The sequence below is a fragment of the Enterobacter sp. EGD-HP1 genome, from assembly GCF_000733275.2.
Lineage (GTDB): Bacteria > Pseudomonadota > Gammaproteobacteria > Enterobacterales > Enterobacteriaceae > Enterobacter.
Genome location: NZ_AVOP01000001.1, coordinates 569,851 through 594,862, shown reverse-complemented (window position 1 = coordinate 594,862; position 25,012 = coordinate 569,851). Strand labels below are relative to the sequence as shown.

20 protein-coding genes are annotated in these 25,012 nt (G+C 54.0%); 11 read left to right on the top strand and 9 right to left on the bottom strand.

What is annotated here, in order from left to right; translation table 11 throughout:
• The first annotated feature begins 2 nt into the window (after positions 1-2).
• From N037_RS02965 to N037_RS02940, 6 genes are read left to right on the top strand one after another with little or no spacing between them, the layout of a single operon-like run.
• Positions 3-2,939: a tail protein (tape measure) gene (locus tag N037_RS02965; protein WP_032638837.1), complete on the top strand. Its 2,937-nt coding sequence runs from the start codon at positions 3-5 to the stop codon at positions 2,937-2,939.
• Positions 2,939-3,436 carry a hypothetical protein gene (locus N037_RS02960; protein ID WP_032638835.1) on the top strand — a complete coding sequence of 166 codons (498 nt, stop codon included), beginning with the start codon at positions 2,939-2,941 and terminating at the stop codon, positions 3,434-3,436. Before N037_RS02965 ends, N037_RS02960 begins: the two co-directional genes overlap by 1 nt.
• The gene (locus tag N037_RS02955) at positions 3,436-3,906 is read left to right on the top strand and encodes a hypothetical protein (RefSeq protein WP_032638833.1); all 471 of its coding nucleotides are present in this window, start codon (positions 3,436-3,438) and stop codon (positions 3,904-3,906) included. The genes N037_RS02960 and N037_RS02955 overlap by 1 nt, the downstream gene beginning before the upstream one ends.
• Positions 3,869-4,285, top strand: coding sequence for an NlpC/P60 family protein (locus tag N037_RS02950; protein ID WP_050511210.1), 417 nt, complete (start codon positions 3,869-3,871; stop codon positions 4,283-4,285). The genes N037_RS02955 and N037_RS02950 overlap by 38 nt, the downstream gene beginning before the upstream one ends.
• Positions 4,272-6,749 carry a host specificity factor TipJ family phage tail protein gene (locus tag N037_RS02945; RefSeq protein WP_032638831.1) on the top strand — a complete coding sequence of 826 codons (2,478 nt, stop codon included), beginning with the start codon at positions 4,272-4,274 and terminating at the stop codon, positions 6,747-6,749. The genes N037_RS02950 and N037_RS02945 overlap by 14 nt, the downstream gene beginning before the upstream one ends.
• 57 nt (positions 6,750-6,806) lie before the next feature.
• On the top strand, positions 6,807-9,023 hold the full coding sequence (locus N037_RS02940; protein ID WP_032638829.1) for a hypothetical protein: 2,217 nt from the start codon (positions 6,807-6,809) through the stop codon (positions 9,021-9,023).
• Positions 9,024-9,062: 39 nt separating this feature from the next.
• On the opposite strand, the gene N037_RS02935 is transcribed toward N037_RS02940, so the two are convergent.
• The 3 genes from N037_RS02935 to N037_RS02925 are packed head-to-tail and all read right to left on the bottom strand — an operon-like array spanning position 9,063 to position 11,866.
• Complete coding sequence (locus N037_RS02935; RefSeq protein ID WP_032638827.1) at positions 9,063-10,565, bottom strand: glucosyltransferase domain-containing protein; 1,503 nt, start codon at positions 10,563-10,565, stop codon at positions 9,063-9,065.
• 9 nt (positions 10,566-10,574) lie between these two features.
• A complete protein-coding gene (locus N037_RS02930) occupies positions 10,575-11,507 on the bottom strand; it encodes a glycosyltransferase family 2 protein (RefSeq protein WP_032638825.1) in 933 nt (310 codons plus the stop codon).
• Positions 11,504-11,866, bottom strand: a complete 363-nt coding sequence (locus N037_RS02925) for a GtrA family protein (protein WP_032638823.1) — start codon at positions 11,864-11,866, stop codon at positions 11,504-11,506. The genes N037_RS02930 and N037_RS02925 overlap by 4 nt, the downstream gene beginning before the upstream one ends.
• Before the next feature lie 309 nt (positions 11,867-12,175).
• Here N037_RS02925 and N037_RS02915 point away from each other — a divergent pair, with 309 nt between their 5' ends.
• Both N037_RS02915 and pepN read left to right on the top strand, forming a co-directional pair.
• Entirely contained in the window at positions 12,176-12,565 is a 390-nt protein-coding gene (locus N037_RS02915) for a HumD family translesion DNA polymerase (RefSeq protein WP_032638818.1), read from the top strand.
• A 256-nt stretch (positions 12,566-12,821) separates the two neighbouring features.
• Positions 12,822-15,434 carry an aminopeptidase N gene (gene pepN, locus N037_RS02910; RefSeq protein WP_023311014.1) on the top strand — a complete coding sequence of 871 codons (2,613 nt, stop codon included), beginning with the start codon at positions 12,822-12,824 and terminating at the stop codon, positions 15,432-15,434.
• Between the two features lie 49 nt (positions 15,435-15,483).
• On the opposite strand, the gene ssuB is transcribed toward pepN, so the two are convergent.
• From ssuB to ssuE, 5 genes are read right to left on the bottom strand one after another with little or no spacing between them, the layout of a single operon-like run.
• Positions 15,484-16,254 (bottom strand): aliphatic sulfonates ABC transporter ATP-binding protein, encoded by a 771-nt coding sequence (gene ssuB / locus N037_RS02905; RefSeq protein WP_032638816.1) that lies wholly within the window; start codon positions 16,252-16,254, stop codon positions 15,484-15,486.
• Positions 16,251-17,042, bottom strand: coding sequence for an aliphatic sulfonate ABC transporter permease SsuC (gene ssuC, locus N037_RS02900; protein WP_023311016.1), 792 nt, complete (start codon positions 17,040-17,042; stop codon positions 16,251-16,253). Before ssuC ends, ssuB begins: the two co-directional genes overlap by 4 nt.
• Before the next feature lie 9 nt (positions 17,043-17,051).
• Positions 17,052-18,197, bottom strand: coding sequence for an FMNH2-dependent alkanesulfonate monooxygenase (gene ssuD / locus N037_RS02895; RefSeq protein WP_032638814.1), 1,146 nt, complete (start codon positions 18,195-18,197; stop codon positions 17,052-17,054).
• Positions 18,194-19,156 (bottom strand): sulfonate ABC transporter substrate-binding protein, encoded by a 963-nt coding sequence (locus tag N037_RS02890; RefSeq protein WP_032638812.1) that lies wholly within the window; start codon positions 19,154-19,156, stop codon positions 18,194-18,196. Before N037_RS02890 ends, ssuD begins: the two co-directional genes overlap by 4 nt.
• Entirely contained in the window at positions 19,149-19,724 is a 576-nt protein-coding gene (gene ssuE / locus N037_RS02885; RefSeq protein WP_023335146.1) for an NADPH-dependent FMN reductase, read from the bottom strand. The genes N037_RS02890 and ssuE overlap by 8 nt, the downstream gene beginning before the upstream one ends.
• 248 nt (positions 19,725-19,972) lie before the next feature.
• Here ssuE and pyrD point away from each other — a divergent pair, with 248 nt between their 5' ends.
• Both pyrD and zapC read left to right on the top strand, forming a co-directional pair.
• A complete protein-coding gene (pyrD, locus tag N037_RS02880; protein WP_032638810.1) occupies positions 19,973-20,983 on the top strand; it encodes a quinone-dependent dihydroorotate dehydrogenase in 1,011 nt (336 codons plus the stop codon).
• Between the two features lie 165 nt (positions 20,984-21,148).
• Positions 21,149-21,691, top strand: coding sequence for a cell division protein ZapC (gene zapC, locus N037_RS02875; RefSeq protein ID WP_023335148.1), 543 nt, complete (start codon positions 21,149-21,151; stop codon positions 21,689-21,691).
• On the opposite strand, the gene N037_RS02870 is transcribed toward zapC, so the two are convergent.
• Positions 21,688-22,797: a YcbX family protein gene (locus N037_RS02870; protein WP_032638808.1), complete on the bottom strand. Its 1,110-nt coding sequence runs from the start codon at positions 22,795-22,797 to the stop codon at positions 21,688-21,690. The two genes, zapC and N037_RS02870, sit on opposite strands and share 4 nt — an antisense overlap.
• Before the next feature lie 98 nt (positions 22,798-22,895).
• On the opposite strand from N037_RS02870, the gene rlmKL reads away from it, so the two are divergent.
• Positions 22,896-25,004 carry a bifunctional 23S rRNA (guanine(2069)-N(7))-methyltransferase RlmK/23S rRNA (guanine(2445)-N(2))-methyltransferase RlmL gene (rlmKL, locus tag N037_RS02865; RefSeq protein ID WP_032638806.1) on the top strand — a complete coding sequence of 703 codons (2,109 nt, stop codon included), beginning with the start codon at positions 22,896-22,898 and terminating at the stop codon, positions 25,002-25,004.
• Positions 25,005-25,012: the final 8 nt, after the last annotated feature.

The following is a 25,012-nucleotide window of genomic DNA, read 5'->3' as shown; positions in this document are numbered from 1 at the left end:
ACATGGCAGGTGAGAAGAACGCCGGTAGCATCGTTTATGAAATCAGCGCCGACGTTGAGCCGCTGCTGCAGGGCGGGAAACAGGCCATTGATGCTCTGGATAAACTGGATTCTGCAGCCCAGCAGTCAGGCAAGGGAATGGATAACCTCGATCAGAGCGCATCTCAGACCGGGTCCGCGTTTACTGAGCTGGCCGGTTATGCCAACTCCATGGATAACCAGCTGCGCAAGCTGAACACCAACGTGAGCGGTATTGCCCGCGCAATGGAAGAGGCCCGCAGCGGTACCGGCGGCGCGAGCAGTGAATTCAGTCGAGCAGAATCCATCATCGAGGCGCTGGGTAACCAGCTGGCTGTGCTGGACGAAGCGCAGGAGAATGGCGCGCGTAGTGCCGCAGTCCTGGCTGCACAATTGCGTGCAGGGTCGAAAGCCACCGACGAAGAGAAGCAGAAGATAGGCGAGCTTACTGGTCGCCTGTATGACATGAAGACTGGTGTTGAAAATGGCGCAAAAGGCACTGGTAGCTGGAAAACCAGCATGCAGCAGGCCGGGTACCAGGTTCAGGACTTCATCGTGCAGGTGCAGGGTGGGCAGTCTGCGCTGGTGGCGTTCGCTCAGCAGGGCTCGCAGCTTGCCGGGGCGTTCGGTCCTGGCGGTGCCGTAGTTGGCGCTATAATCGCCCTTGGTTCGGTACTGGCTGGTGTGCTTATCACTTCGCTTAATGGCGGAAAAAATGCCATGGACACGCTGAAAGATGCAGCAGAAGCGATGGATAAGGTGATAACCATTTCCTCGCAAGGCGTGGCCGCGCTTTCAGACAAATATGCCGCCCTGGCGCGCGTAAATGCCGACGTGGCTACTTTGCTGCGAAATCAGGCGCTGCTCGAGTATAACCAGGCCATCTCAAAGATCCCGAAGGCCATTAGTGACGCGTCTGATGCTTTCATTACGTTAGGCGATCGCGCACTCGCGGCGGTTGGCGGCGCGTCTCCAAGCATCAAGAAGTTCAACGATGAGCTTTCTGCGCTTGGTGTTACCACCACAGACTGGAGCCAGGCCATTCAGCAGGCCAACAGCCATGGTCAATATGCTTCTGGCATTGTTAACTCTTTATCTTCGACGGTCAGCACGCTTTCTTCCCGCCTCGGCATCAGCAAACAGTCAGCGTTTGATCTGGCAAGAGAACTATCAGACCTGAGCAACAATCCGTCTCCGGAAGCACTTCAGGAACTGGCGAAAAAACTCCAGGAAATGCAGTCATCATCCAAAGATGGGCAGTCAGCCATTGCTGAACTGGCAGGTAAACTTGTCGATCTGGCGAGAGAGGCAGCCAACGCGAAGATCAACGTAGACAGCCTGAATAAGTCCACGGATAACCTTACTGCCGGACAGAAGAACCTGATCAAGCAGTCTGAGCGCAACCTGGCACTATCGAAGCTCCAGGGCGAGGCTCGCGCACGGTTGCAGGCGCAATACGCTGCCGAAGATGCCGGCTTCTCGAAGGATGATCCGCACGCCAAGCAGATGGAAGATGATGCTGCTGCTACGTACAAAAATACTCAGGCGCAGAAGACGCTTCAGTCTGAGCAGAAAAAAGGAGCATCACAGGCAGAAACCATTGCTCAGAAACTGGCGAACCTAAAACAGCAGTCAGAACTCGCTGCCGATTCAACGAATAAGCTGAGCCGAGAGCAGGCTATTCTGAATGCGCAGCAGTCGCTCGGGAAAGGTGCCACCAAAGAGCAGATAGCACTTGCCGGTCAGTATGCGGCCAAAAAATGGGACACGGCGAACGCCATTAAAGCGCAGGCAGCAGCTGAGAAGCTCCTGCCAGAAGCGCGCGAAAACGCCAGCTATAAGCAGGATGTTGAGGATCTGAATACCGCTCTGTCTGCGAAGAAAATCAGTCAGGAACAGTTCAATCAGACATCTGAGCGACTGGAAGCAACCCACCAGGCCAACCTTGCGAAAATCCGCGCCGATCAGGCAGTAAGTCCGCAGCAGGAAGCTGCTGGCGGCGTGGACCCGGTGCAGCAACTGGCTAATGAAAATGCCCGTAAACTCGCGCTCATTCAGGCCTACGAGCAGCAGGGGATTATCACTCACCAGAACGCACTTATGTTACGCGCTAATGCTGACAAGGAGTATGAGCAGGCGCGTATCGCTGCGCAGTGGGAGATTTTCCGTAACCAGAGCGCGGGCAATGAAGCACTGGCAGCTTCAATCGATGCGCTAGCAGGAAATGCCTCCAATGCATTAACGGGAATTATCACCGGTAGTATGACGGCCAGTGATGCAATGCGATCTCTTGGCAGCACGGTTCTCAACAGCCTGGTTAATACCTTCGTGCAGATGGGCGTTGAGTGGGTGAAATCTGCCATCATGGGCCAGGCGGCACAAACTGCGGCCATCGGCACGGTTACGGCTGTTCAAACTGCAGCAGTGGCTACGCAGACCGCTACCAGCACAGCGGCGGCGGCAACGACTGCGGCGGCGTGGACCCCAGCGGCGATCCTGTCCTCCATTGCCTCAATGGGTACGGCTGCAGCGATCGGTCTCGGCGCGGTTGCGGGCGTTATTGGTGCTAACCTTCTCGGTAAACGTAAGAACGGCGGGCCGGTGACGGCGGGAGGAATGTACCAGGTCGGCGAAGGTGGCATGCCGGAGATCTACCAGGCCAGCACCGGTAAGCAGTACATGATACCGGGTGACAACGGCAAGGTGATCAGCAATAAGGAGATGGCTGCCGGGGGCGGCGGCGGGGTGGTTATCAACATCCAGAACTACACGTCATCGTCAGTTGATGCGCAGGCCGGTACCGATGCTAACGGTGGGCTTACCGTTGATGTCATCGTTGCAGACCTGAACAACGGCGGCCCAATCAGTAGCGCCATTACCAGCAACATGAACGTTAAACGCACGCCAAGAGGGCAGGGGTGATGCCAATTATTGACTATCCAGACTGGCTGCCACTGGCGCAGAAGGCCAGCAAAAACATGACGCTCGATACCGGGTTCCAGACCGACCAGCCGGCGGTCGGCCCGGCTATCTTCCAGAACCTTACTGACGACCTGAAAGTGACCTGGTCACTGACATGGATCTTCACGCTGGACCAGGAGCGCGCTTTCCAGCAGTGGCTGCGCAGCCCGAATTATCTCAACCGGGGCCTGAACTGGTTCCGGATGAATATCAATCTTGGCGGCAGCGGCCTGCAGCTGCAGCAGCTTCACTTCACGCAGATGCCGGTGCAAACCAGCATCGATGGCGGGTCGGTGACCTGGACGGGGACAGTTATCGCGAACCACATCTATAACGCCGACGACGAGTTCGACGACATCATTGTTGAACTGCCGCCGCCGTGGGATTCGTGGCTGGATATCGTGGTTACAGGTTATCCGGACGGGCGTGACCCGGAATCGCTGCCGAGGGTGCCGTAATGCCGAGCTTCAGGGAGTATAAGCAGCAGCGCCCGACGCGCGGGCTGTACGATACCATCACGTTCTACCATCCATCCTTTGGCTACGTCCGCCTGGTCGACAAGCAGTTCTTTGCGAAGACGCTAGGCGGCCAGACGTACACGCCAGCGCGCTTTGAAATCGAAGAGAGTCAGCAGAGCGGCACGCCGGTGATCGACGCGACGGTGAAGTTAGGCCGGCTGTCGTCGGATATCAAAGCGCTGATGAAGCAGTGGAAGGGCGCGGCCCGGCTGACGGCCATTACGGCAACAAGGCAGATCTTCGACAGCGGCGACGTGTCGGTACCGATTAAGTCCTGGCAGCTCTACGTCAAAACGGTCGACATCGACGCCGACGCTGCATCGGTAACCCTCTCCGTGACCAACCCGCTGAACAACAACATCGGACGGCTTTATGACCCTACGGAATACACCGGCCTGCAGTACCTCTGATTTTGTTAGGAAGTTGATCGGCGTGCCGTGGGCTAACCGTGCCTGTTCTTTCGAGAAAGTCGATTGCTGGGGGCTGGTGGTGCTGTATTACCGGCACGTTCTCGGCATTGAACTGCACCAGACGCCGGACTACGAAGCCGGTGAGGACTTCTTCACCTGCTATCAGCGTGACGTCGTTTTCTGGAACCAGGTCGATAAGCCAGTCGAGAGCGGCATATTTGTCGGGTACCGCGGCGCGCAACCGGCACACGTTGGCCTGGTACTGAACAGGCAGGCGCTGCATTCACGCGGTGAGAACGGAAGCGTACGCATGGACTCGTTGCTGGTCATTCAGCGGGCATTCACCAAAGTGGAGTATTTTTCTTATGGCGCTGGTTGAGATTTCGAATTTTCCAGGAACGCCTAAGTTGCGTTGCAGGGTGCCAAACGGCACCCTTTTTTATGACTGGCTGGCTGCAAATGACGCTACCTTTCACCGAGATCTGCTGATCGTCCGCAACGGCGTGAAGCTTGGCGACGATGACGAGCTGGCGTTTGAATTGAGCGAGCTTGATCACATCCAGATATTCGACCAGCCGAAGGGTATTGTCGGCGATATCCTCAGCCCGATCTTCAAAGTGGTTGGTCAGGTATTTTCGTTCCTTGCACCGAAACCGGCCATCGCAAACACCGGTGGAAATTCTGTCGACTCGCCGAACAATAGCCTGACCGGTCAGACAAACACCGCCCGCGTTTACAAGGCCAAGCCGGACATTTACGGCCAGATTCGTTCGTTTCCGGACCTGATTCAGGAATCTGTTTTCGAATACGTTCACCAGACGTCTACGGATGGCGGCCTGAAGTACGTCACAGAGTGGATGTGCATCGGGATCGGCAAATACGATTACGAGTCCGTGCGCTACTCAGAATCGAGTCTGGGCTCACTGGCTGGCGCTGAATTCCAGTTCTATCCGCCTGGTGTGGTTATCCCCCAGATCGTCGAGGGATATGGCTTTGATGACGTTGACGGGCAAGAGGTTCCCGGGCAGAACGAGGCCAGCGATTTTCCGGTAGAGAGCGCCACTGCAACAACTGTGGTCAGCGGCACGTATTCAGGCGGCCAGATTGCGATGAAAATCAAAAAGCAGGCCGAGTTCGATTACTTTATGGGGCTGGTGCTGCCGCATGCGGTGACCTTCACCATCAACGTGACGTACAGCACTGCGTCAGGCAACGTTACTACCGATGCGACATTCTCCGGAACGCTGATCTCCGCAGTTGAAACGAACGACGGCGCCGTCGTTAACCCGGTGCGCTGGTATACGTTTACGATGAACCAGCTGGAGGGTCCGCAGGATATCCCGGCCAACGCCACGATTAACACCACTAAGTTCATCCTGAACGATAACGAGGCGCTGGTGGTCGGCCCGTTCTTCTCCCCGGTCGAGTCGACGCAGCTGTGGCTGCACACGCAATCCAGCCTGGGTGGGAAGAAAGAGACGAACTGGAAAGTTGTCATCTGGAAAATCGACGACGACTACAACCAGGTGCCGGGAACGCAGCAGACCTTCACGTACAGGCAGACGACGCCGCACCAGTCGACCAGTGAGGTTTTCTACCGCACCGACAAAATCACGCCGACCGGTGGCTTCGGGAAGTACGCGGTCAGCTTCCAGCGCACGGATAACTCCGGCGACGCGTCACTGCTGAAGGTCGAAGAGATCCACAGCATCAACATCCGGACGAATGTCGTTCACCCGACAGACACGCTGGTGCGGGTAAAGGTGAGGGCGACAGAGAACGCCCTGGGCAGCCGGGAGCGCAAATACAACGCGCTGGTGACCCGCCACACCATCACGTACAACCTGGACATGCAGACGGTGGATTACACGCTGCGTCCGTCGCGCTCATTCGCTGATGCAGTGGCGCATACCTGGCTCATTATGGGCGAGCAGCCGGTAAGCAGCATTGACCTCTATGGGCTGTATTCGATTGCCGAAAGCCTGCCTGACGAGCGTCTGGGTTACTTCGACTACACGTTTGACGATGAGAATGACTCTCTCGGTGACCGCGTGCAGGCGATCTGCAACGCGGCTTCAGTGGTGGCGTACTGGGATGACGGCGTGCTGACGTTCACCCGGGATCAGAAAGTTGATTACCCGGCGGCCGTATTCAACCGGGCCAACATGAAGACGGACGAGTACAAAATGACGTACGAAGCCACTCTTCCAGGCGGCTACGACGGCGTGCAGGTGTCCTACGTTCATCCAACCACTAACAACAAGACGTACATCAACTACCGCGTGCTGAACGGCGCTATCGTCGAGCAGGAGGCGGAGAACCCAAACAAGCTTGAGATTGTCGGCTTTCGTAATGAGTATCAAGCCCGGGAGCGCGCGCTGCGCGAAACCAAGCGCCTAATCTACTCGCGCGTGAAGATGAACGCCAAAGTGTTTGAGGACGGCATTATCCAGGTCGGTAGCGTCATTCAGATGCCTGACATCTACGACAGCAACCAGCAGCAGGGATACATCACCGGCCGCGCCGGGAATAACTTCGATACCAGCGAACCGATCACCTTTTCTGGGGATATGTATGTGCTGGTCACCGACAGCCTGGGTAACCCGACGCTGCGCTATTCAGCCACCGCCCGTAGCGACACGAAATACGGATTCACCGCGGCAATACCCAACATTCAGCTCAACATATGGAACGGAGACACTGTACAACTCCCGTCGCGCTATCTCATCGCGACAGTGGAGGAGCTTGACAGTCAGCTATGGACGGTTAACAGCATCAAACCGAACACCGATAACACGGTATCTCTGACAGTCGCGGAATACAGCGACGCCATCTACCAATAAGACCCTTTCCGACAATCCCAGCCCGGCCAGCATGCCGGGCTTTTTTATGGAATAAATATGGCCACGCAACCAACTCAAGATGCAGTACCGAGTGAATCGCCTCGCGACCTGAAGTTCAACGCAGGGAAAATTGACGAGTTTGTCACTTCGATGGGGTGGACTTACACCGATCGCTTTGGCGTGAATCATTACACCATTGAGGGCATCAACTATTTGTCACAGCAGGCCATGGCCGCCTATGGCTACGTGATTCTTGCAGGAAAGACTTTCACCACCGGCGCGACAATCAACAACCCCAATGAGGTGCTGCTGAACACCGCCGACGGCGAATATTACAAATGGACTGGTTCGCTTGCATCCGGCCCGAAAGTTGTTCCGGCCAATTCAACCCCGGCAAGCACTGGTGGTATTGCGCCTGGGGCCTGGCTTGGCGTTGGTGATGCGTCATTGCGGGCTGCGCTTGCAGCGATGAGTGGCGCTGGTCTGGTCGGGGTTTCGGTTGGCTCTGTCTATCCTGCTGGCACTGTCGGATCTGCCATCCAATACCGCACTCCGCAGATGTATGGTATTGAGCCAAGCACCACAAACATCATTGGTGCTGGTCTGGATGCTATGTTTGCTGCAGGCGGTGATATACGCTTTGAGAAGCCAGGAACCTATCTGACTGACCGGGCCTGGGTACTGCGCTCAGGTACGCGCTTATGGATTGGCCCGGGGGTTATTCTAAAGGCTGTAGATAGTTATAACGGAAACATCCTTCGGAATTACAGCTATGCAGTAAACGCCGGAGCTGGAACTGCGGACGACTTTATTGAGGTATGTGGCCCGGGCACTATTGATTTCAATGGCCTGGCCAAAGGCTTCAACGGCACCAATAGCATGGCGTCCGTGTTCAAGAACGTCACCACCCTGCGCCTCGGCGGTGGGATACTTACGCGTAACGCCCGCAAATACTGCTGGCTGATAGCTAAAATCCAGAACCTGTATGTAGACGGTCTGCGCTTCAACACCATCTCTGATGGGCTGCACTTACAGAACCCTATTCAGAACGTTTATGTTCGCAACCTGTCTGGCATCACTGGCGACGACATGTTTGCCATGACTATCGGTGACTACCCGTCATACGATATCAGTGAAGCAGGCGACTTCTCAAACGTTGACGTGGCCGGGCTGTACTCATTGAGCGGTGTTAACGATGAAGGAGGTAGCACCACCACGCTGGTAACCATGGGCGGCAATGGGTCAGGCAACTTCGTACGCATCAAGATAGCTGGGTTATATGGTAATACAAGGGACTCCGTGATGCGCTGCAACGCAGACACTAACGGATTAGACTACACCCATGTAAATTACCTTCATGTCAGCGATGTTTATGCTATTCCGGGAGATGGCTTAGCTGGCACCACGCCTTTCCCTGTGTTTACCTTTGATGACAGAGGGTATAAGAAACCAGGAAATACGTATGGCGTTGAGCTGGACTATGTTGTGCTGGAGAATATATTCAGCCGTAAGGACACTGCTCCAGTTGTTAATGTCTCAGGCTCTGTTGGAACAGTGGCTCACCAGTTAATAATTAATAATGGGCCTAGAAATGGGCTGGGTCTTGTTTCAGTCAATAACGCAAATACTGCCAGCATTGACACCCTAATAATTAACAACTGCAGAATCATTATGCCAGTTAATGCCAACGCCGCAGTAGTAAACAACCGCGGTGTAATTGGGCAAATATTCATGGATAATGTTCAGGCTATTCTTTCAGGAATTACGCAAGGTCGTCTGTACCGAGCTATCGGTACTACAAGCCTTACAAAAATGCATCTTACAAACATGACACAAACTAACGGGCTCGCTGCTATTTTCGCACAGGCTGCAATGGCAACTCAGCCTGAGATTTATCTAACAAATGCCACTTTTGATGGTTGTGCTGGGATGGTAGATCTCACCGGAACTACTGCGAAGATTTATTGCAGAAACGTCAAGGCGCCTATGGCATCAGGTTTTGTTCCTTTCTCGGCTAATGCTGCTACCTATTTCATCGGAGGGGAGGTAGATACTGACGGCGCTAATTCTCTGGCAACTTCCAACTCAGGAGTTATAAAACTTCGACCAGGAATGCATAACATTGCATGCGACCTTACTAAACTAACCTCTGTTGATAACGCTGGGTGTTATAACTCTAATTCTTTATTATCTTGCGGCATTGGTATGGTAACGGTTCAAAGCAAAGTATGGAAGCATATGTATACTGCGGCTACTTATACAAGCAGTATATAAATACATCCCCCTCCAGATGCTGGGGGGGGCTTTTAAAAGCTATTTACACTCTGTCTTCGTGAAATCAAATACAACAGTTGAGCTTTTTTTATCAAGTAAAATGTTATAGTTGTTAGAGTTTCTGACATTTTCAAATGTGCATAAACTAGATTTAAGCGACATGTGATAATCAAAACTTTGAAATTTCTTATCCAAATCGAAATGCATCATTTGTGTGTGACCCCACACCCATTGATTATTTATTGTTGGTTGTATAAGTTTTGAAATTACTGGGTATTTTTTGGCTGCCATCCGAACTTCTGGTGACAACGACACCCCACCTTTGAAAGCAATAAATTCATAACCGCTCAAGCCAAGGCTGTTTAAGTCAGACATCATTAATTGAATTATCGCATTCTCATACTTTTCTTGATTGTTAAGTGAGTTAGCATAAGCATAGGCAACCCCTAAAGAGTATAGGGCGTAAACTGTAAACAAAATTCCGCATAATGATTTATAAAGATTTGTGCGAGAGAAGGCCCAAGTAGAAAGTACTGCAAAGAAGAAGCATGCAGTTCCAAATGCCATTAGAACCCTGGGAGATAGCACTGGATCCCTCAGGAGCATCATGGGGCCTGTTATCATGCACAAAACTGCCACTGGAGAAAATACAATGACTAAAAGCTTCATTATCTTCTCAGGCTTAGAGGAACTGCATTTAACAAACGCTATTTTTATTAACGCAATTAAAGATAATGTTAACACCACTACACTAAAGATTATAAATGGTGTAGTAACAACAAGACTTAGCATATTTCCAAATTCGGAAATGTTACGTGATATAACCGTTAAGGCATCATTTATTCCTGAGGTCGCAAGTTGACTATGCCTTAGATTATAACTACCAACTAAAAAGTACGGCGAAATGAATGTTGAATATATAATATAACTAATAACCAATCCGCCAATGGATGCGATTATTGATAATAATCCATTGCGAGTGTCGCCTAATCTAAATAAGTTTAATACGTATAAAATAGCGAATATTATATATATGTTAATTGATGCCTGATAGATGCACAAAATTAGAATTACAGAAGCGCAGCAATATAGAAATTGTTTTTTTAATTTTACGGCTTTTACTGCAAAAGGAATTATCGCACACAGCACGGATATCGACATTGGGAAAGCATCATATTTATATGATAGATTTTCCAACAAGAATGGGCTTGAAATTGCAACCATTGAAATGATGGCAGCAACGTACCCGTCAAATTCAGTGAGGAATGCTTTTGCAGAAAAGTAAACACTTAGCGATAAGATGCTCAAGGCAAGCAATTGTGGTAGAGGGGATATGTCTGGTAACTGAGGCCCAAAGCTCAAAGATAGAAATAAAAGATCAGCAAGGGGCCTGCCGTTCTCAGACCACTTTGAATAGCCGTAAATAGATCGCCCTAAATCATCAACGTAATAGTGACTTGATAAGATAATGGGAATGAAGAATATCAATGAAATAAGCATTATCATTGAAAAAAGCTTTTTATCTAAATTGAAACTAAGCATTTTTACACCTTAAGACTTGTTTTTTGGTTCATCATTTTTGATGATGTATCTCGGTCTTCCCTTAACTTCAACATAAATCCTGCCGATATACTCCCCAAGCACGCCTATGCCTATCAACTGAACCCCGCCAAGAAAAAGTATTGAAACCAGCATTGATGGATAGCCGCGAACCGGATTGCCGAATGCTAACGTGTCGACGATCATCCATGCACCATAGATGAAGGCCAGGCCAGCTACAAATAAACCGATATACGTCCACATGCGCAGCGGGAACGTAGAAAAGCTGGTTATTCCCTCAAGTGCAAGGTTCCACAACTTCCATCCATTGAATTTAGAATCCCCTGCAACACGTACAGCGCGAGCGTAATCAACAACATCAGTGCGTCCGCCAACCCAGCTCAAAATCCCCTTCATGAAAAGGTTGCGTTCTGGCATTAGCTTGATGTTTTCAACCACATCACGAGACATAAGGCGGAAGTCGCCAACGTTTTCCTCGATCTGCGGATTGCTGATTTTGTTGTGCAGTTTATAGAACCACTCTGCGGTCTTACGCTTGAGTCGTCCATCGGTTGACCGGTCAGATCGCTTAGCCAACACCATATCCGCACCGGCCTGCCATTTCTCAATAAGGTGCGGAATGACATCAATTGGGTCCTGCAGGTCTACATCAATCGGGATGATCGCGTCACCAGTGGCATGGTCAAGCCCGGCGAACAGTGCTGGCTCTTTACCGAAGTTGCGAGTGAATGACAGGGGGACCACAAGCGGATCGGCAATAGCAAGCGCCTTTATAATTGACTCTGTAGCATCTTTACTACCGTCATTGATAAAGACTATCTCTACTTCATGCTGCTGCAGCGCTTCGAATTCCCGCACGGTTTTGTAGAAGATCGGAATTGCTTCCTCTTCATTAAACACCGGAACGACCAGAGAAATTTTCATTTCGAATCCCTAAAGATAATGAACTTAGAATAGATGAAACCAGCCACAAGGCTAAAGCCTGAAAAGACGATGAGGGTAATAACAGCTGGAGCACCGGTAACATCAGCAATATATCCAGTTATGCCAGCCATTACGCCCATGAAAGCAACAAACGCAAAATAACGCCCGGAGGTGGCCTGAGACTTGAATGTCCATTTTGCGTTTACGAAAAAACTAAATGTAACTGCGATGCAGAACGCTATGATGTTCGCCAGGGACTGTGTAGCTCCAAAGAAGTGGATTAGCCCACCGAAACATAGCCAGTGCAGCGCCGTATTCACCACGCCAACTGATACATACTTGCCAAAAATGTGAAGCATCAGCTTCTATCCTTTAAAATTATCCTTAATTTTCATTGCCAATTTTTTCAGATGATGCATGTCAGAGAAGATCCATATGAATATCATCACCACTTCGGCAACTTGAAGCGAGAAATTGTCAGCGCTGTAACCTGTAACAAGGCCGCAAAACGATATCAAGGCCGCAAAACGTACAAGAAAATCAATCATTTTATAACCATTTTTACGTTTTAGGATTAACGGAAAGCATAGTAACACTGTAAAAGTTATTGATCGATACCGATAATCAATAATACTGTATATGTATACAGTTTTTATCGGAGGTGAGTTATGGGATTCCCAAGTCCGGCGCAAGACTACGTTGAAGAGCGCATATCACTCGATAAGCGTCTTATCGCTCATCCATCAGCCACGTACATGATGGTAGCTGGCACGACATATATGCGCGCCGGGATCATGAAGGGCGCTATGCTTATCGTCGACTCGTCTCTGACACCGAAAGACGGTTCTCTGCTGGTGTGCACTATTGATGGTGAGTTCAGGATTATGCGCTACAGGACACATCCGCAGCCGTATCTGGAAAACCCTGAAAATGGGAGAAGGGAGCCGTTACCGCAGAAAGACGAAGTGTCGGATACATCGCGGCCGGTGTTTGGGGTGATCACCTACAGCATCAACGATGCTCGCTCTGGCGAGTTCGACGACTGCCAGATGATGTGATGGGGCATATATGGGGCATGAAACAGCACTCGTTCTAAGGTGAACTTAGACGACTGATGTTTTCGACTGGCCTAACCATCTGTTATGTAGTGCGCTCTTGGACGGTCTTTGTCGATTTTAAAAATTATGGGTTCATATTATACAAATGTAGCAAAAAAAGGTTTTGACCCTGAAAAGATGAACATTCTGCATAGCGCGTTTTGCGCAACAGGAATATATTGAAACGTTACTCGACAAACGATGCATAAGGTTTTCTATGACACAACAGCCACAAGCCAAATACCGCCACGACTACCGTGCGCCGGATTACCTGATTAGCGAAATCGATCTGACTTTTGACCTGGATGCCACAAAAACCGTTGTCACGGCGGTGAGCCAGGTGACGCGCCACAGCGCAACTGCGGTGCCGCTGCGTCTGGATGGTGAAGACCTGACGCTGGTCTCCCTGCATATTAATGATGAAGCCTGGTCAGACTATAAAGAAGAAAACAACCAGCTGGTCATCGACAACCTGCCGGAACAGTTTACGCTGCGCATCGTGAATGAAATCAGCCCGGCCGCCAACACCGCGCTGGAAGGGCTTTACCAGTCAGGCGTGGCGCTGTGTACCCAGTGTGAAGCGGAAGGGTTCCGCCACATTACGTGGTATCTCGACCGTCCGGACGTCCTGGCGCGCTTCACCACCAAAATCATCGCCGATAAAACCCTGTATCCCTTCCTGCTCTCCAACGGTAACCGCGTAGGCGAAGGCGAGCTGGAGAATGGCCGTCACTGGGTGCAGTGGCAGGATCCCTTCCCGAAACCGTGCTATCTGTTTGCGCTGGTGGCGGGGGATTTCGACGTGCTGCGCGACACCTTTAAAACGCGCTCAGGCCGCGAGGTGGCGCTGGAGCTGTTTGTTGACCGCGGCAACCTTGACCGCGCGCCGTGGGCGATGACCTCCCTCATCAACTCCATGAAGTGGGACGAGGAGCGCTTCGGCCTCGAATATGACCTCGACATCTATATGATCGTCGCCGTTGATTTCTTCAACATGGGCGCAATGGAGAACAAAGGCCTTAACGTCTTTAACTCTAAATACGTGCTGGCGCGTACCGATACCGCAACGGACAAAGACTACCTGGATATCGAACGCGTCATCGGCCACGAATATTTCCACAACTGGACCGGTAACCGCGTCACCTGCCGCGACTGGTTCCAGCTGAGCCTGAAAGAGGGCCTGACCGTCTTCCGCGATCAGGAGTTCAGCTCCGATCTGGGTTCACGCGCGGTGAACCGCATCAACAACGTGCGCACCATGCGCGGCCTGCAGTTTGCGGAAGATGCCAGCCCAATGGCGCACCCGATCCGCCCGGATAAAGTCATCGAGATGAACAACTTCTACACCCTGACGGTGTACGAGAAGGGCGCTGAAATTATCCGCATGATCCACACCCTGCTGGGTGAGGAGAACTTCCAGAAAGGGATGCAGCTGTACTTCGAGCGTCATGACGGCAGCGCGGCCACCTGCGACGATTTTGTGCAGGCGATGGAAGATGCCTCTAACGTCGATCTCTCTCACTTCCGCCGCTGGTACAGCCAGGCCGGTACGCCAGTTGTCACCGTCAAAGACGATTACAATCCGGAAACCGAGCAGTACACTCTGACCATCAGCCAGCGCACGCCGCCGACGGCGGAGCAGGAAGAGAAATATCCGCTGCATATTCCGTTCAGCATTGAGCTGTACGATAACGAAGGCAAAGTTATCCCACTTCAGAAGGGCGGTCACCCGGTACACCACGTGCTGAACGTGACCCAGGCCGAGCAGACCTTTATCTTCGATAACGTCTACTTCCAGCCGGTGCCTGCGCTGCTGTGCGAATTCTCCGCGCCGGTGAAGCTGGAGTATAAGTGGAGCGATCAGCAGCTGACGTTCCTGATGCGCCACGCGCGTAACGACTTCTCCCGCTGGGATGCGGCACAAAGCCTGCTGGCGACCTACATTAAGCTCAACGTAAACCGTCATCAGCAGGGCCAGCCGCTGTCGCTGCCTGTCCATGTGGCTGATGCGTTCCGCGCGATCCTGCTGGATGAGAAGATTGACCCGGCGCTGGCCGCTGAAATTCTGACCCTGCCGTCAGCGACTGAAATCGCCGAGTTGTTTGATATCATTGACCCGATTGCCATCGTGGCGGTGCGTGAAGCGCTGACCCGTACGCTGGCTGCAGAACTGGCCGATGAGTTCCTGGCCATTTATAACGCCAATAAGCTTGACGCGTATCGCGTTGAGCACGCGGACATTGGTAAACGTTCTCTGCGCAATACCTGCCTGCGCTATCTGGCGTTTGGTGAAACCGAGCTGGCGAACACCCTGGTGAGCAAGCAGTATCACGAAGCTGATAACATGACCGACGCGCTGGCCGCGCTGGGTGCAAGCGTTGCCGCCGAACTGCCGTGCCGTGATGCGCTAATGCAGGAGTACGACGACAAGTGGCATCAGGATGGCCTGGTGATGGACAAGTGGTTCATCCTGCAGGCGACCAGCCCGGCGGCCGATGCGCTCAGCAACGTGCGCAGCCTGCTGAAGCATCGTTCCTTTACCCTGAGCAACCCAAACCGCGTGCGTTCTCTGATTGGCGCGTTTGCCAGCAGCAACCCGGCGGCGTTCCACGCCGAAGACGGCAGCGGTTATCAGTTCATGGTGGAAATGCTGACCGAGCTGAACAGCCGTAACCCGCAGGTGGCGTCCCGCCTGATTGAGCCGCTGATCCGTCTGAAACGCTACGATGCGAAGCGTCAGGCGAAGATGCGTGCCGCGCTTGAGCAACTGAAAGGGCTGGAAAACCTGTCTGGTGATTTGTACGAGAAGATTGCTAAGGCCTTAGCGTAATAAAAGTTAACCCTCCCTCTCCCTGCGGGAGAGGGCCGGGGTGAGGGCATCAGGCATTAGCCTTAGCTCGCTGTAACTCCGTGCCCCCGCGCTTCATCACCCGATCCAACACCTCAGCTTCCAGCTCCGCCAGTCTTGCCGAGCCTACGCGACGAGGCCGCGGAAGATCCACCGTCAGATCCAAACCTATTTTTCCGTCCTCTATTAACAGCACCCGGTCAGCCATCGCGACGGCTTCGCTCACGTCATGCGTTACCAGCAGTACCGTAAAACCGTGCGCCTGCCACAGGGATCCAATCAAATCCTGCATTTCGATCCGCGTCAGGGCATCGAGCGCGCCGAGCGGTTCATCAAGCAACAGCAGGCCCGGACGGTGAATCAATGCCCGCGCGAGCGCCACGCGCTGCTTCTGTCCTCCCGAGAGGGCTGCAGGCCATTCACCCGCACGATTTTCCAGCCCAACGGCGGCCAGCGCCTGGCGGGCCTCATCCCGCCAGTTGCCCTTCAGACCGAGCCCGACATTGTCGATAACCGTCTTCCACGGCAGCAGGCGCGCATCCTGAAACATCATGCGGGTATCGTCCTGAATCTTCGAAAGCGGCGTCGTTCCTGCCAGAATGTCACCGCCGTTGGGGGCTTCCAGTCCGGCCAGAAGGCGTAGCAGGGTACTCTTGCCGCCGCCGCTGCGCCCGACAACGGCCACAAATTGTCCTGCGGGAATATGCAGATCCAGCCCGTTAAGAATGGTGTTATCGCCGTAGCGTTTGGTCACGCCGTTCAGCAGTAACGGTGTTCCCTGGTTCAGTCGTGCTGTATTCATGCTTTCGCCTCCTGAAGGGTGTAGGCCGGGTTCCAGCGCAGCCAGCTGCGCTCCAGCCACTGGGCGCTAACGTCGGCGAGTTTGCCGAGCAGGGCATACAGAATGATGGCAACCACCACCACGTCCGTTTGCAGGAATTCGCGGGCGTTCATCGCCAGATAGCCAATGCCGGAGTTGGCCGAGATGGTCTCCGCCACAATCAGCGTCAGCCACATCAGGCCGAGCGCAAAACGCACCCCGACCATAATGGAGGGCAGGGCGCCCGGCAGAATTACGTGAATAAAGAGGGAAAAACCCGATAAGCCGTAGCTGCGCGCCATCTCCACCAGACCGCGATCGATATTGCGGATGCCGTGCCAGGTGTTGATGTAGATCGGAAACAATGTACCCAGCGCCACGAGGAAGATCTTGGCGCTCTCATCAATACCAAACCACAGGATAACTAGCGGGATCAGCGCCAGATGCGGCACGTTGCGCAGCATCTGAATGGAGGTATCCAGCAGCCGCTCGCCCCAGCGGGAAAGGCCGCTGATCAGGCCCAGAACCAGACCGATGCTGCCGCCGATGGAAAACCCAATCACGGCGCGCCAGGAGCTGATCGCCAGATGCTGCCACAGCTCGCCGCTCACGCTCAGCGACCAGAACGCTTCTACAACGCCCTCCGGGGAGGGCAGAATACGGCTCGACAGCCAGCCGGTGGACGACGCGAGCTGCCAGAGTGCCACAATGCCGACGGGTAAAAACCACGGCGCGGCGCGCAGCAGCCATTTTTGTGAGGTGGCAGACATGGTCACTCCTTAGCTCTGTGCGGCTTTGCGTGGAATAAACTCGTTCGCCACGGCTTCGCCCTGAAGCTGAAGCCGCTGCGGCTGTGGAATTTCCGGAATGGCGACATCCAGATGCGGGAATAACAGCTCGCCCACCTTGTACGCCTCTTCCAGATGCGGATAGCCGGAGAGAATAAAGCTGTCGATGCCCAGCTCTGCGTATTCATTAATTCGCGCGGCCACGGTCGGTCCGTCGCCGACCAGCGCCGTGCCCGCACCACCGCGCACCAGGCCGACGCCCGCCCACAGGTTCGGGCTGATCTCCAGGTTCTCGCGCTTGCCGTTGTGCAGGGACGCCATTCGGTGCTGTCCGACGGAGTCGGTTTTGGCAAACGCGGCCTGGGCTTTGGCGATGGTCTCATCGTCCAGGTGGGAGATCAGGCGGTCGGCGGCCTGCCAGGCTTCTTCATTGGTTTCGCGCACAATCACGTGCAGGCGAATGCCGAAGCGCACCTTGCGGCCATGGGCGGCCGCTTTAGCACGTACCTGGGCAATTTTTTCTTTCACCAGTTCAGGCGGCTCGCCCCAGGTCAGATAGAGATCGACCTGCTCTGCCGCCAGATCCTGGGCCACATCCGACGATCCGCCAAAATAGAGCGGCGGGCGCGGCTGCTGCACCGGCGGGAAGTAGAGTTTCGCGTCACGAACGTGAATGTGCTTGCCTTCGAAGGTGACGGTTTCCCCTTCCAGCAGGCGTCGCCAGACGCGGGTGAACTCGGCGGAGGCTTCATAGCGCTCGGTATGGTCGAGGAATACCCCATCGCCCGCCAGCTCCTGCGGATCGCTGCCCGTCACCAGGTTGAACAGGGCGCGACCGTTGGAGAGTCTGTCCAGGGTTGCCGCCTGACGCGCCGCCACGGTGGGGGAGACAACGCTCGGACGTAGCGCAACCAGGAATTTCAGACGCTGGGTGACCGGGATCATCGACGCGGCCACCAGCCAGGCATCTTCACATGAACGTCCGGTCGGGATCAGCACCCCGGTGAAACCGATTCGGTCCGCCGCCTGCGCAATCTGCTGCAGGTAGCCGTGGTCAACCGGGCGCGAGCCCTCTTCTGTACCAAGATAGTGTCCATCACCGTGGGTGGGTAAAAACCAGAAAAGATTCAGACTCATGATTTAGCTCCTTCTTTGCCTGCGGGCTGCCAGATGCGTTCGCGAATAGTGACCTGTTTTGGTACCAGGTGGTTTTGATAGAAGAGGTCAGCCGTTTGTTGCTGAAGCGCGGCGACGTGCGCGTCCACGGGCGTAATGGTGGTCGGCGGACGATGGTTGAGATAGCTCGCGATCACCGGCTCAGGTAAGCCCATGGTTTTCGCCAGCAGGGCAATACTCTCCTGACGCTGGGTCTGGGTCAGCGCATCGGCCTGGGTAAAAGTATCCAGCACGCCCTGAATAAATGCGCCGTTCTTTTCTGCATAAGGACGCGCGGCCAGATAGAACGAGCCGGTCTGCTTCAGCGTGGTACCGTCTTTCAGCACGCGAACGCCGCCCTGCAGTAATGCGGCGGAGTAGTACGGATCCCAGATGGCCCAGGCATCAACGTTCTTCTGCTGGAACGCGGCGCGCGCGTCGGCAGGCGTCAGGTAAACAGGCTGAATGTCAGTGAACTTGAGCCCGGCTTCTTGCAGGGCGCGCAGCAGCAGGTTGTGTGAGCTGGAGCCTTTCTGGAAAGCTACTTTATGCCCTTTGAGATCGGCGACGCTTTTAATGTCGCTGTTTTCAGGCACCAGAATCACTTCGGCCTTCGGTTTGGGCGGCTCAACGCCAACATAGACGAGGTCCGCTCCCGCCGCCTGGGCGAATATCGGCGGAATATCACCCGTGCTGCCGAGATCGATACTGCCAACGTTCAGGGCCTCCAGCATCTGCGGGCCAGCCGGAAACTCTACCCAGGAAAATTTGGTGTCCGGGAAGCGTTTTTCCAGAAGCTGGTGGCTTTTCGCCAGCACCATGCTGACGCTGCCTTTCTGGTAGCCAATGCGTAAACTTTCCGGAGCCGTTTCTGCGGCATGGGCCAGCGAGGTAAGCGCCATCAGACCTGCCAGGCCGATGCGGGTTAACGTTTTAAACATGTGCGACTCCTTGAGGCTGACCAAACGCCGGCGCCTGGATATCCCGGCGGTGCAGAGCATGCCAGAAGGTTTCCAGGGCAGTATCGAGGCGGGTTTGCAGGTTCGGCGTAAAATGAGGTTTATGTTGATAATCGATAACCTGGGAGTCATCTGCGAAAACGCCGTGGAGGATCTCCTGCGCTTTCAGCGCGTTCAGCACCGGCTTCAGGGCATAATCCACGGCCAGTAAATGGGCAACCGTACCGCCCGTTGCCAGCGGCAGCACGACTTTGCCGTCCAGGGCGCGTTCCGGAAGCAGATCGAGCAGGGTTTTCAGCGCCCCGGAAAAAGAGGCTTTATAAATGGGCGTTGCCACAATTAAGCCGTCAGCGCCGTTAAGCTGCTCGATGAGCGTTTTCAGCGCAGGGCTGTCGAAACGGGCATAGAGCAGATCTTCAGGTTCGAAGTTATGCAGGTTCCAGTGGCACACTTCCACATCCAGGGCATTGAGTTTTTCGCGGGCATATTCCAGCAGGGCGCTGGAGCGCGAAGGGAATCGTGGACTTCCGGCCAGGGTAATGACGCGCATACTTCCTCCTTATAACCAATTGTTTGCTTTTATCTAACATTCATAACAATTTTCAGGAGTGTGACACCGCGCGGTTATTCCACTAAATGATTTATCTGCAATTAAAATGCGAAAAAGTGCATAAGAAATGGACAGGGAGGTAAACGATTGCGTTTTACGCTGATTTTTTGCCGCAGGTCAATTCCCTTTCTCGCGTGGATCGCCCATAATCCCCTCCCGGTTTGCACACCGGGAATCCAGGAGAGTTCATGTACTACCCCTTCGTTCGTAAAGCCCTTTTCCAGCTCGACCCTGAGCGCGCTCATGAATTTACATTCCAGCAATTACGTCGTATTACCGGAACGCCTTTGGCCGCTCTGGTGCGTCAGAATGTGCCGGAAAAACCTGTGCAGTGCATGGGTCTGACCTTTAAAAATCCGCTGGGTCTGGCGGCGGGTCTGGACAAAAATGGCGAGTGCATTGATGCCCTGGGCGCGATGGGCTTTGGCTCCATTGAAATCGGTACCGTCACGCCGCGCCCGCAGCCGGGAAATGACAAGCCGCGCCTGTTCCGCCTGGTCGAAGCCGAAGGGCTGATCAACCGCATGGGCTTTAATAACCTCGGTGTTGATCACCTTGTTGAGAACGTAAAAAAAGCCCATTTCGACGGGATATTAGGCATCAATATCGGCAAAAATAAAGACACGCCGGTCGAGCAGGGTAAAGATGACTATCTGATTTGTATGGAAAAAGTCTACGCCTATGCCGGTTATATTGCGGTGAATATTTCTTCACCCAATACCCCGGGGCTGCGTTCCTTACAATATGGCGAAGCGCTGGACGATCTTCTGAGTGCCATTAAAAATAAGCAAAATGAACTCCAGACGATCCACCATAAATATGTTCCGGTCGCGGTTAAGATCGCCCCGGATCTTTCTGCCGAAGAATTGATCCAGGTTGCCGACAGTTTGGTTCGCCATAATATTGATGGTGTGATTGCAACCAATACCACCCTCGATCGTTCCCTCGTGCAGGGAATGAAAAACTGTGACGAAGCGGGTGGGTTAAGTGGACGTCCGGTACAATTAAAAAGCACCGAAATTATTCGCGCCCTGTCTGCGGAATTAAAAGGACGTCTGCCGATTATTGGCGTCGGCGGCATTGACTCAGTGATTGCTGCACGCGAGAAGATGGCGGCGGGTGCGTCACTGGTGCAAATCTATTCCGGCTTTATTTTTAAAGGACCGCCGCTGATTAAAGAAATCGTTACTCATATCTAATCTTTTCTCCTAATCAGACAACCAGGGCTTTATTTCCAGCCCTGGTTGTTTTATATTCCGTCACTGTTGCTTATTTAGTCATTATAGTCTTTTATTAATGGTGTTATAAACGAAGCGGCGATCAGGACATTTTTAGTACAGGACGTTTGGGGACGGGAGAGACACATGCGAATTAAACCTGACGATAACTGGCGCTGGTATTTTTGCGACGAGCATGACCGAATGATGCTCGATTTAGCCAATGGCATGTTGTTTCGTTCTCGTTTTGCCCGCCGAATGTTAACCCCGGACGCGTTTTCCCCGTCGGGCTTTTGCGTCGACGATGCGGCGCTTTATTTTTCTTTTGAAGAAAAATGCCGCGATCTGGTGCTTTCTAAAGAGCAGCGTGCCGAGCTTGTATTAAATGCGCTGGTGGCTATCCGCTTCCTGAAACCGCAAATGCCAAAAAGCTGGCATTTTCTCGCGCACGGTTTGAGCTGGACCCCGGCAACGGGTGACGCTGCCAGCGTCAATCTGAGCGATACCGCAGAAGAGGTGAGCCTGCTTGTGGTTGAGCCTGGCGAAAATGCTGCGCTCTGCCTGCTGGCGCAGCCCGGCGTAACCATTGCCGGGCGGACGATGCAGCTTGGCGATGCCATTAAAGTGATGAACGACAGGCTGAAGCCGCAGCTGCGTGTAGATTCCTTCAGCCTTGAACAGGCGGTTTAAGCTTCCAGCTGTACGGACGTTTTCGGTATGCAGCTACAGCACAGAATTGTGCCGTCATTTCCAATTGCCGATTTTTTCAGCGCACTGACCTCGCCATCCACCAGCTTGATGCGGCAGCATCCGCAAATGCCTGCGCGACAGGAATAGGGTACGCGAATACCTGCCTGCTCCAGTTGCTCAAGCAATACCTGCTGGTTATTGCCGCGGATGACGTTGCCCTGCCAGTGAATATCTACCGCCGAGGCAACGTTCGTCACAACGTCGACCATTTCTTCTTCCTGACCTGAGCCGTACACTCTTGCAGGCCCGCGGGCAAGGATCTCTACCTCATCACCGACGCGGATTGCGCCGCTGGAGCGCGGGATCAGGTTCTGGCCGAAATCCACATCGCCGTTGTCCTGCGCGGTGCGGAACGACTGCAGCGTCTTCAGCGGTTCGCCGGAAGGGTGCTTCTGGCCTTTCTCTGGGCTCACCGTGGTGAAAATACAGCGGCTGCATGGCTTCACCACGTCGAAAATCACGCTACCGATGCGGATCACTTTCCAGGTGTCTTCGTCCCAGGCGTCGGCGCCCGTGACCACCAGGTTCGGACGGAACTGTTCCATCTGAACGCTGGCCTTGCAGCGGCCTTGTAAATCACGCAGCGAGGCTTCGTTAGTCAGCAGAAACGGGAAGCCATCGGCGAAGGAGAGGGGAACGGAGTCATGGCGCTTCACGCGACGCGTCGGTTCAGGCCCAACCCAGCGCAGCTGCACGTCGCGGGAGAAGAAACCGCTCAACCAGCGGTTAATTTCATCCGGGGCGATGCGCGCGGTAAAATGATTGCCCCACACTTCCGTTGGCGCATCGACAGGCGCAAAATCAGCAAAGCGGATAATCGCGCTGGAGCCGTCCGGCGCGGTCAGATGCAACCCGTCATGAAGCGGGGAAGGGGTAAAGCGAACCATCTGCGGGAACTGGCGTGCGGTAATAAACGTGCCGTCAGGCTCGGTGACCATAAAAATACGATCGAAGGCGAATCCGCTCATGTCGGCCAGCGCGTGAGAGACGCCGATGCCGCGCATGGATTTCACCGGATGAATAAAAAGCCTGGATAACGTCGCCACTGCACACTCCCACAAATGAAAATAAGCCTTCAACTTTATGACATACACGCCATATTAGCTATAATGCGCGACAATTTTCTAAGAGTAAAAGTGACGATATGAATTCTCTGTTTGCCAGTACGGCCCGTGGGCTGGAAGAGCTGTTAAAAACTGAACTGGAAAGCCTGGGCGCACAAGAGTGTCAGGTGGTTCAGGGTGGTGTCCATTTTGAGGGCGACACGCGGCTTATTTACCAGAGCCTGATGTGGAGCCGTCTGGCGTCGCGCATCATGCTGCCGATGAAGGAGTGCAAGGTCTATAGCGACCTGGACCTCTATACCGGCGTACAGATGATCGACTGGACAGAGATCTTCACGCCAAATGCCACCTTTGCGGTGCATTTCAACGGCGTAAACGACGAGATCCGCAACAGCCAGTACGGTGCCCTGCGCGTAAAAGACGCCATTGTGGACTGCTTCACGCGTAAAAATAAGGAGCGTCCGAACGTCGATCGCGAAAACCCGGATCTGCGTATTAACGTCTGGCTGAACGGCGACACGGCGAGTATTTCTCTCGATCTGAGCGGCGCGGGCCTGCACCTGCGCGGCTACCGCGATCGCACCGGTATGGCGCCGATCAAAGAAACGCTGGCCGCCGCCATCGTCATGCGCTCCGGCTGGCAGGCGGGCACGCCGCTGCTCGATCCGATGTGTGGTTCCGGGACGCTGCTGATTGAAGCGGCCATGCTGGCAACCGACCGCGCGCCGGGCCTGCATCGCGGGCACTGGGGCTTTAAAGGCTGGGCACAGCACGACGAAGCACTCTGGAAAGAGGTCAAAGACGACGCGCAAACCCGCGCGCGCAAAGGTCTGGCAGAGTACACCTCCCACTTCTACGGTTCGGACAGCGACCCGCGCGTCATTGAACGCGCGCGCAGCAACGCCCGTCGCGCCGGTATTGGCGAGCTGGTCACCTTCGAGGTGAAAGACGTGGCGAACCTGACCAACCCGCTGCCAAAAGGCCCGTACGGTACCGTGATCAGCAACCCGCCATACGGCGAGCGTCTGGACAGCGAACCGGCGCTGATTGCCCTGCACAGCCTGCTGGGCCGCAATATGAAGGATTACTTCGGCGGCTGGAATCTCTCCCTGTTTAGCGCCTCGCCGGAGCTGCTGAGCTGCCTGCAGCTGCGTGCCGATCGCCAGTTTAAGGCGAAAAACGGCCCGCTGGACTGCGTGCAGAAAAACTACCATCTGGCAGAGAAAGCGGCGGACAGCAAGCCGTCCGGCGTGGCGGAAGATTACGCCAACCGCCTGCGCAAGAACCTGAAGAAATATGAGAAGTGGGCTAGGCAGGAAGGGATTGAATGCTACCGCCTGTACGACGCCGACCTGCCGGAGTACAACGTGGCGGTTGACCGCTACGCGGACTGGGTGGTGATTCAGGAATATGCGCCACCGAAAACCATTGATGCGCAAAAAGCGCGTCAGCGCATGCTGGATGTGATTGCGGCGACCATCGCCGTGCTCGGCATTGCGCCAAACAAGCTGGTGCTGAAAACCCGCGAGCGTCAGAAAGGGAAAAATCAGTACCAGAAGATGGGTGAGAAGGGTGACTTCATTGAAGTGGGAGAATACAACGCCCGCCTGTGGGTAAACCTGACCGACTATCTGGATACCGGCCTGTTCCTCGACCACCGTATCGCCCGTCGCATGCTGGGCCAGATGAGCAAGGGCAAAGATTTCCTTAACCTGTTCTCCTATACCGGCAGCGCGAGCGTGCATGCGGGTCTGGGCGGCGCGCGGAGCACCACCACGGTGGATATGTCCCGCACCTATCTGGAATGGGCTGAGCGCAACCTGCGTCTTAACGGTTTAACCGGACGTCAGCACCGCCTGATGCAGGCTGATGTGCTGGGCTGGCTGCGTGATACCGACGAGCAGTTCGATCTGATCTTTATCGATCCGCCGACCTTCTCCAACTCCAAGCGTATGGAGGATAGCTTTGACGTACAACGCGATCACCTGCGCCTGATGACCGACCTGAAGCGTCTGCTGCGCAAGGGCGGCACCATTATGTTCTCGAACAACAAACGCGGCTTCCGTATGGATCATGACGGTTTAGCGGCCCTGGGACTGCAAGCACAAGAAATCAGCCAAAAAACGCTGTCTCAGGACTTTGCCCGTAACCGTCAAATTCATAACTGCTGGTTGATTACCGCGGTCTGAAAGGAAAA

What these genes read in the sequence shown, in the direction of transcription:
- N037_RS02965 (WP_032638837.1), top strand. Translation starts at nt 3, where the DNA reads ATGGCAGGTGAGAAGAACGCCGGTAGCATCGTTTATGAAATCAGCGCC.
- N037_RS02960 (WP_032638835.1), top strand. Translation starts at nt 2,939, where the DNA reads ATGCCAATTATTGACTATCCAGACTGGCTGCCACTGGCGCAGAAGGCC.
- N037_RS02955 (WP_032638833.1), top strand. Translation starts at nt 3,436, where the DNA reads ATGCCGAGCTTCAGGGAGTATAAGCAGCAGCGCCCGACGCGCGGGCTG.
- N037_RS02950 (WP_050511210.1), top strand. Translation starts at nt 3,869, where the DNA reads ATGACCCTACGGAATACACCGGCCTGCAGTACCTCTGATTTTGTTAGG.
- N037_RS02945 (WP_032638831.1), top strand. Translation starts at nt 4,272, where the DNA reads ATGGCGCTGGTTGAGATTTCGAATTTTCCAGGAACGCCTAAGTTGCGT.
- N037_RS02940 (WP_032638829.1), top strand. Translation starts at nt 6,807, where the DNA reads ATGGCCACGCAACCAACTCAAGATGCAGTACCGAGTGAATCGCCTCGC.
- N037_RS02935 (WP_032638827.1), bottom strand. Translation starts at nt 10,565, where the DNA reads ATGCTTAGTTTCAATTTAGATAAAAAGCTTTTTTCAATGATAATGCTT.
- N037_RS02930 (WP_032638825.1), bottom strand. Translation starts at nt 11,507, where the DNA reads ATGAAAATTTCTCTGGTCGTTCCGGTGTTTAATGAAGAGGAAGCAATT.
- N037_RS02925 (WP_032638823.1), bottom strand. Translation starts at nt 11,866, where the DNA reads ATGCTTCACATTTTTGGCAAGTATGTATCAGTTGGCGTGGTGAATACG.
- N037_RS02915 (WP_032638818.1), top strand. Translation starts at nt 12,176, where the DNA reads ATGGGATTCCCAAGTCCGGCGCAAGACTACGTTGAAGAGCGCATATCA.
- pepN (WP_023311014.1), top strand. Translation starts at nt 12,822, where the DNA reads ATGACACAACAGCCACAAGCCAAATACCGCCACGACTACCGTGCGCCG.
- ssuB (WP_032638816.1), bottom strand. Translation starts at nt 16,254, where the DNA reads ATGAATACAGCACGACTGAACCAGGGAACACCGTTACTGCTGAACGGC.
- ssuC (WP_023311016.1), bottom strand. Translation starts at nt 17,042, where the DNA reads ATGTCTGCCACCTCACAAAAATGGCTGCTGCGCGCCGCGCCGTGGTTT.
- ssuD (WP_032638814.1), bottom strand. Translation starts at nt 18,197, where the DNA reads ATGAGTCTGAATCTTTTCTGGTTTTTACCCACCCACGGTGATGGACAC.
- N037_RS02890 (WP_032638812.1), bottom strand. Translation starts at nt 19,156, where the DNA reads ATGTTTAAAACGTTAACCCGCATCGGCCTGGCAGGTCTGATGGCGCTT.
- ssuE (WP_023335146.1), bottom strand. Translation starts at nt 19,724, where the DNA reads ATGCGCGTCATTACCCTGGCCGGAAGTCCACGATTCCCTTCGCGCTCC.
- pyrD (WP_032638810.1), top strand. Translation starts at nt 19,973, where the DNA reads ATGTACTACCCCTTCGTTCGTAAAGCCCTTTTCCAGCTCGACCCTGAG.
- zapC (WP_023335148.1), top strand. Translation starts at nt 21,149, where the DNA reads ATGCGAATTAAACCTGACGATAACTGGCGCTGGTATTTTTGCGACGAG.
- rlmKL (WP_032638806.1), top strand. Translation starts at nt 22,896, where the DNA reads ATGAATTCTCTGTTTGCCAGTACGGCCCGTGGGCTGGAAGAGCTGTTA.